The 6041-nt window shown below is 69.8% G+C and carries 7 protein-coding genes and 1 pseudogene; 2 read left to right on the forward strand and 6 right to left on the reverse strand.

Features of this window, described 5'->3' with window-relative positions; genetic code table 11:
* Positions 1 to 9 precede the first annotated feature (9 nt).
* Genes AAHG03_RS24925 through AAHG03_RS24935 form a run of 3 tightly spaced genes read right to left on the reverse strand, consistent with a single transcriptional unit; the run spans position 10 to position 3101 of the window.
* Positions 10 to 1548 (reverse strand): PhnE/PtxC family ABC transporter permease, encoded by a 1539-nt coding sequence (locus tag AAHG03_RS24925; protein ID WP_342154133.1) that lies wholly within the window; start codon positions 1546 to 1548, stop codon positions 10 to 12.
* Complete coding sequence (locus tag AAHG03_RS24930; protein ID WP_342154135.1) at positions 1545 to 2210, reverse strand: ATP-binding cassette domain-containing protein; 666 nt, start codon at positions 2208 to 2210, stop codon at positions 1545 to 1547. Before AAHG03_RS24930 ends, AAHG03_RS24925 begins: the two co-directional genes overlap by 4 nt.
* 9 nt (positions 2211 to 2219) lie before the next feature.
* The gene (locus AAHG03_RS24935; RefSeq protein ID WP_342154137.1) at positions 2220 to 3101 is read right to left on the reverse strand and encodes a putative selenate ABC transporter substrate-binding protein; all 882 of its coding nucleotides are present in this window, start codon (positions 3099 to 3101) and stop codon (positions 2220 to 2222) included.
* 168 nt (positions 3102 to 3269) lie between these two features.
* Between AAHG03_RS24935 and selD the strand changes: the two genes are divergently transcribed.
* Together selD and AAHG03_RS24945 are read left to right on the forward strand one after the other, a co-directional pair.
* Positions 3270 to 4316, forward strand: coding sequence for a selenide, water dikinase SelD (selD, locus tag AAHG03_RS24940; RefSeq protein WP_342154139.1), 1047 nt, complete (start codon positions 3270 to 3272; stop codon positions 4314 to 4316).
* Between the two features lie 29 nt (positions 4317 to 4345).
* Positions 4346 to 4558 carry a TOBE domain-containing protein gene (locus AAHG03_RS24945; RefSeq protein WP_342154141.1) on the forward strand — a complete coding sequence of 71 codons (213 nt, stop codon included), beginning with the start codon at positions 4346 to 4348 and terminating at the stop codon, positions 4556 to 4558.
* A gap of 6 nt (positions 4559 to 4564) precedes the next feature.
* Here AAHG03_RS24945 and AAHG03_RS24950 read toward each other — a convergent pair whose 3' ends face one another.
* The 3 genes and pseudogenes from AAHG03_RS24950 to AAHG03_RS24960 all read right to left on the reverse strand — a co-directional run.
* Positions 4565 to 5437 carry an EamA family transporter gene (locus AAHG03_RS24950; RefSeq protein WP_342154143.1) on the reverse strand — a complete coding sequence of 291 codons (873 nt, stop codon included), beginning with the start codon at positions 5435 to 5437 and terminating at the stop codon, positions 4565 to 4567.
* 235 nt (positions 5438 to 5672) lie between these two features.
* A complete protein-coding gene (locus AAHG03_RS24955; RefSeq protein ID WP_342154147.1) occupies positions 5673 to 5882 on the reverse strand; it encodes a SelB domain-containing protein in 210 nt (69 codons plus the stop codon).
* A 45-nt stretch (positions 5883 to 5927) separates the two neighbouring features.
* A pseudogene (locus AAHG03_RS24960) lies at positions 5928 to 6041 on the reverse strand (IS5/IS1182 family transposase); the annotation flags it as partial.

Genomic DNA, 6041 nt, shown 5'->3' on the forward strand with positions numbered 1-6041 from the left:
TGGCGTTCTTCATGCGGGCTCGCCCGCGTCGGTGAGCGGGCGCGACAGCCGGGTCGGCAGCGTGGCGATGCGAAGCCATTTCCGCAGCCGGCGCGACAGCGCCTCGACGGCAAGCGTCAGGATCACGGTCGCAGCGATCAGCACCACCGCCACGTCTATGCGCAACTCGCTGATCGCCGCATCGACGTAGAAGCCGAGGGTGGCGACACCGAGCAGCCCCAGGATCGCGCCCTCGCGCAGGATCAGCTCCCAGCGGTAGAGCAGGTAGGCCAGGAACTGCCCGTAGAGCCGCGGCAGGGTCTCGTAGGCGTAGAGATTCAGGCCCTTCGGCGCGTCGAGGCGGTAGGCGAGGCCGTCGGCGTGGCGGCCCATCAGGTAGCCGACGATGCCGGCATTGTGGATCGCCAGCGCCAGGATCGCGGGCAGCATGGAGGGGCCGAGGAGCTGCAGCAGCAGGTAAGCCAGCATGTATTCCGGCGTCGAGCGCACGATGACGAGAAGCGCGCGCCCGAGCGGGCGCCCCAAGGGCCCGGTGAAGCGCCGGGCGGTGAGCGGGAACAGCACGAGCGCGCCGATGGCGGTCGCCACCAGCGCGATCTGCGCCAGCACCAGGGTCTGGAGCGCGCCCGGAAGAATCTGGCCCGTCAGGATCGGAGTGAACCACGCCCACAGGCGGGCCCAGGTCGCCGGATCGGCGAGCGCGCCGTCGCGCAGCGGCGCGGGCACTATGGAATGGGTGAGGAAGCGGGCGAGCCCGGCGCCGATGTCGGTCGCGCCGACCGTGGCCGGCAGGACGAGAAGGCTCGCAAGCGCGAGGAACGGCAGGGTCGCGGGCCGCACCCAGAGCCGGCGCGTGCCGATCAGGACGTAGAACACGGCGAGGAGCGCGGCGGCCTCGCCGTAGCGGCCTTGGCGGAAGGCGGATTCGAGGTGGAAGCCCATGGTCGGCAGGCCGATGAAGCCGAGCACCAGGGTCGAGCGCAGACCACACTCGAAGCGGTAGAGGGTGTAGTGGCGTAAGTTCGCCGACACGTCCGGCAGGCGGGCGTAGAGGAAGGCCGAGATCGCGCCGGTGCCCAGCGGCAGGACGCGCAAAGCCGCGAGGTCGGCCTCCTCAATGATCTCGGAAAACACCTTGGCGCAGATGCCGGCATAGGGCAGCGCGATGGCGAGCAGCCCTGTCGTCGCCGAGAGGCCGAACACCTGCATCAGCAGGAGCGCCCAGAACAGCTCGTGCACCGCTCGCAAGGACGCGCAGAGAAGCCGCACGGCCCGCGAGCGGGCGAAGGGGATGGCGAGTAGGAACCCCGCTCCGGCGCCCAGCCCAACGCCGAGCACGGCGAAGGCGACCGTGTAGGCGATGCTCAGCGGCACGACGGCCGCGAAATCCGGCCGTATCAGGCCGGCGAGGAGCCGGCACAGGTCGGCCCAGGGATCGAGGCTCGCGATGTGGATGTCGGCGAGCACCAGCGCCGCGAGCGCCACGAGGGCGAACCCGGCGCTGGCCCGTCCGTGCCCGAGCGGCGGGCGGGCCAGCGTCGGGCTCATGCCGCCTCGTAGAAGCGCGCGAGGGTGCCTGCGTCGAGGTCGCGGGCGGGCGCGTCGAGGACAATTTTCTGGGCGTCCAGCACGACGATGCGATCGGTCTGCGCCAGCGCCAGCGGCACGTCGTGGAGCGCGACGATCAGGGTCGCGTGGGTCTCGGCGAGGCGCTCGAGGATCGCCGCGCCCTGCCTCCGGTCGAGGGCGGAGACCGGCTCGTCGGCGAGCAGGATCGGCCGGCCGTTATAGAGCGCCCGCGCCACGGAGACCCGCTGCTGCTGCCCGCCGGACAGCTCCCCGGCCCGCGCCCACTGGGCGTCGCCGAGATCGACGCGGGCGAGCGCGCCGCGCACGGCCTCGACGTCGGCTTTGGCCGGCCGGACGAGATTGCGCAGGTTGTGGAGCGTCGAGCGCCGGTCGAGCCGGCCCATATAGACGTTGTGGAACACCGACAGCGTCCGCACGAGCGCGGCGGCCTGCGGCACCAGGGCGATGTCGCCCGCCCTTTGAGCGTGGATCAGCCCGATCAGCGTCGACTTGCCGGCCCCGGAGCGGCCGAGCAGGGCCACCCGCTCCCCCGCCCGGATCGTCAGGTCGATGCCGGCGAGCACGGTCCGTCCGCGATAGGCGGCGGAGGCGTTCGCCAGCACGATCGGGGGATGGGGCACTAAAAAAACTCAGTCGAGCAGGCCGGTCGAGCGGCCGACCTCGACGAGCGGCGCGTAGGCCGCGTCATCGACCGGGATGAAGCGCGTGCGCCCGAACGGCTCCAGGATCGCCGGATCGTCGATGCCGGTCAGCGCCTGCCGCAGGCGCTCGGTGAAGCCGGCGCCGTAGGTCGCCTCGACATCGCCGCGGACGGTCCATTGGTAGTCCGGATAGGGCGGGCTCTCCCAGATCACCTTGACGGTGGAAGGCTCGACCTTGCCGGCCTTGGTGTCGAGGTCCCAGACCGTGTAATCGACCGCCCCGACCTCGAAGGCGCCGGACTGGACGAGCTGGATCGTGCGCGAATGGTCGCCCGAGAAGCCGACGCGGGAGAACACTTGCTCCGGCGTCCGGCCTGGAAACGCCTGTCGGATGAAGTGCTCGGGCATCAGCCGGCCCGAGGTCGAGGCGCGAGCGCCGAAGGTGAAGGTTTTGCCAGAAACCTCCTGCGGAAACTCCTTCGAGAGCCCGAGGCCGGTGCGGGTGTTGGCGATGAGGTAGGTCTTGAACGCAGCGTCCTCCGCGCCTTGCGCGATGGCGCGGGCGCCCCGGACCGCTTTCCGGGCCTGGACGCCGGTAAAGCCGCCGAACCATGCGAGCTGCACCTGCCCGTTGGTGAAGGCTGTGACCGCCGCCGGGTAGTTCTTTACCGGGATGTAGCGCACCGGTACGCCGAGCTTGGCCTCCAGATAGGTCGCGACCTTGCCGAAGCGCTCGACGAGGCGACTCTCGTCCTGATCTGGGATGCCGGTGAAGACCAGCGGTGGCTTGGCCGCCTTCTGGGCGACGGCGGGGCCGAGGCTCCAAGGGAGGGCGGCAAGGAGCGAGAGGGCGGCGCGCCGCACAAGCATTCGGAAACTCCGAGAGATCGCACCCTCGAAGCGGGACGCCGCCCGGTGCGGGCGCGACTTTTACCGAGCGCCGATCCGGCATCAAGTGCCGATTATGCCCTTCAAATCGGACGTAGACATCCTAAAACGCCGCGGGCGATATGCACCCCGCGTAGTGGAGGCGAACGGATGGATGCGGCACCGATACGCCTGAGCACGCTCGCGCATGGCGGCGGCTGCGGCTGCAAGCTCGATCCGGGCATGCTGCGGGGCCTGCTCGCCGACCAGCCGATGGCTGGCCCGTTCGAGCGCCTGCTCGTCGGCAACGAGACCTCGGACGACGCCGCCGTCTGGGCGCTCGACGACGGTACCTGCGTGGTCGCCACGACCGACTTCTTCACACCGATGGTGGACGACCCGTACGATTTCGGCCGCATCGCTGCGACCAACGCGATCTCCGACATCTACGCCATGGGCGGCAAGCCCATCATGGCGCTCGCCATCCTCGGCATGCCGGTGGGCAAAATCGCGCCCGAGACTGTGGCAGCGATCCTCAAGGGCGGCACCAGCCTCTGCGCCGAGGCTGGCATCCCAGTCGCGGGCGGGCATTCTATCGACATGCCGGAGCCGATCTACGGGCTCGCCGTCATCGGCACCTGCCGCCGCGACGAGGTGCGCCGCAACGCCGACGCGCGGGTCGGCGATGCGCTGATCCTGACGAAGCCCCTCGGCGTCGGGGTCTATTCCGCGGCGATCCGGCGCGAGGCGCTGCCGGACGGCGGCTACGACGAGTTCGTCGCCACGACGACCCGGCTCAACCGCATCGGCGCGGAGCTTGCCCGCGATGTCGACGTGCATGCCGTCACCGACGTGACCGGCTTCGGCCTCTTGGGCCACGGGCTCGAGCTCGCCCGCGGCGCGGGCGTCACCGTGGTGATCGAGGCGGAGGCCGCGCCGCTGCTCGCTCACGCCAAGGCTCTGGTGCGAGACGGCTTCGTCACCGGCGCCTCCCGCCGCAACTGGACGGCCTATGGCGAGTCCGTCACCCTGCCGGCCGATTTTCCGGAATGGCGCCGCCACCTGCTGACCGACCCGCAGACCTCGGGCGGCCTGCTCGTGTCCTGTGCGCCCGAGCGCGCCGCGGCGATCCTCTCGACCATCCACGCCGCCGGCTTCGCGCAGGCCGCGATCGTCGGCCGCATCGAGCCCGGCCCGGCCGCAGCCCGTGTGATCTGATTTTTTTTCGAACCCAGGAGACGACCCCGATGAAGCACGGCGCCCGCAACGACATTCCGGCCGAGGTGGTGGCGATCAAGCGCGGTTCGGTAATGGCCCAGGTCGAGGCGCAGATCGTCGGCACCGACTACCGCGTCACCTCGGTGATGACCGTCGACTCGCTCGACGAACTCGGCCTGAGCGAAGGCGACCGGGTCAACGTGATCGCCAAAGCGGTGAACGTGCTGCTGGTGAAGCCGTAAGAGCGGTCAGGCCCGCCCGAGCAGCAGGACGCCGAGCATCAGCACGACGCAGCCGACGAGCCGCCACCGTCCCACCGCCTCGCGCAGCACCACCATGCCGAGCAAGGCGCCGATCATCATCGACATCTCGCGGGCCGGGGCCACCACGCTGAGCGGAGCGCCCTGCTCCAACGCCATCAGCACGAAGATATAGGAGAGCGGCGACAGCAGGCCGACCGCGACGGCCAGATGCCAGCGTCCCGCCATCCGCGCGCGGGCCCGAACGCGGTCCCGCAACACGAACGGCGTGAGCAGGAGAAAGCGGAGGAGGTTCGAGCACCAATCGAGGAGGACGGGATGCACCCCGAGTTCCTTGACCGCGTAGGCGTCCACGACGGTGTAGAGGGCAATGAGGCCCCCCGTCGCGACGCCCCAGCGGAGCCCCGCCTGCCCGCCCGGACGACGAAAGGCGACCCAATCGCCCCGCGTCGCGATGAGGCCGATGCCGAGTACGACCCCGAGCAGGCCCACGGCCTTCGGGATCGTCGCGGCCTCGCCGAGGAACAGGAAGGCGCCGAAGGAAGAGAGCAGCGGCCCGGTTCCCCGCGCCGTCGGATAGACCACCGAGAGGTCGGCGACCTGATAGCCGCGCTGAAGGCAGAGGCTGTAGGCGAGATGGATCAGCCCGCTGAGCCCGATTGCGACGACGGCGAGCCCCGTCCCCGGCATCCCATCCTGCAGGAGATGCCCCGCCACCCAGGGCGCGTAGGCGAGGCAACTGAAGAGGTTGTAGGCGAAGACGAAGCTCGGGCCGGCATCGGCCGCCCGCTTCGAGAGCAGATTCCAGAGAGCGTGGATGAAGGCGGCCGAAACCACGAGGACGAACGGCGCGAACGACATGAGACCTCCGTGCCCGGACCGGGCCGTAACGGGTCTCGACGTCTCCGCCTCTGGGCTTTTGTCCCTCGGGTGCAGCCGTGGGGTGGAACACGGTGTCCGCAACGCTCGGACCAGCGATGGCGGCGACGGCCATCCGGAACCCTAGTTGCCACTCAGTCGACGGATGTTGTTAGCGCGTCCTCGAGAGGCGGCGCAACGCCTGCCGTGCCACGCTTCGCAGGCGCGTGGCCGGTCCTCAGCCTTCCTCCCCCAACAGCACCCGCCGGTCGCCGTTGCGCCGCGTGAACCGCACCGTGTCGAGGTGCTCCAACAGCGGGATCGAGAACTTTCGCGAGATGCCGAGCGCGGCGCCGGCCTCCTTCGCCAGGAAGCCCGCCGGCTGCCCGGAAAACGTTTGGGCGAGCTGCGCCTTGCCCGTCTCGATGGCGTCGCGGTGAAACAGGATCGTGCGTTTCTGGACCCGGTCGAGGGCGCGGACTAGGTCGCGGACTCATAAAATCCGAAGCCAGATGCGGACGGCGGCGAGCTTGACGCTGGCAAGGAAGTTTTCCGGGTCCTTGTCGTATCGGGTCGCGACCGCACGGAAGTGCTTAATTTTGCTGAA

This window comes from Methylorubrum subtropicum (assembly GCF_038442325.1).
GTDB classification, from domain to species: domain Bacteria; phylum Pseudomonadota; class Alphaproteobacteria; order Rhizobiales; family Beijerinckiaceae; genus Methylobacterium; species Methylobacterium subtropicum.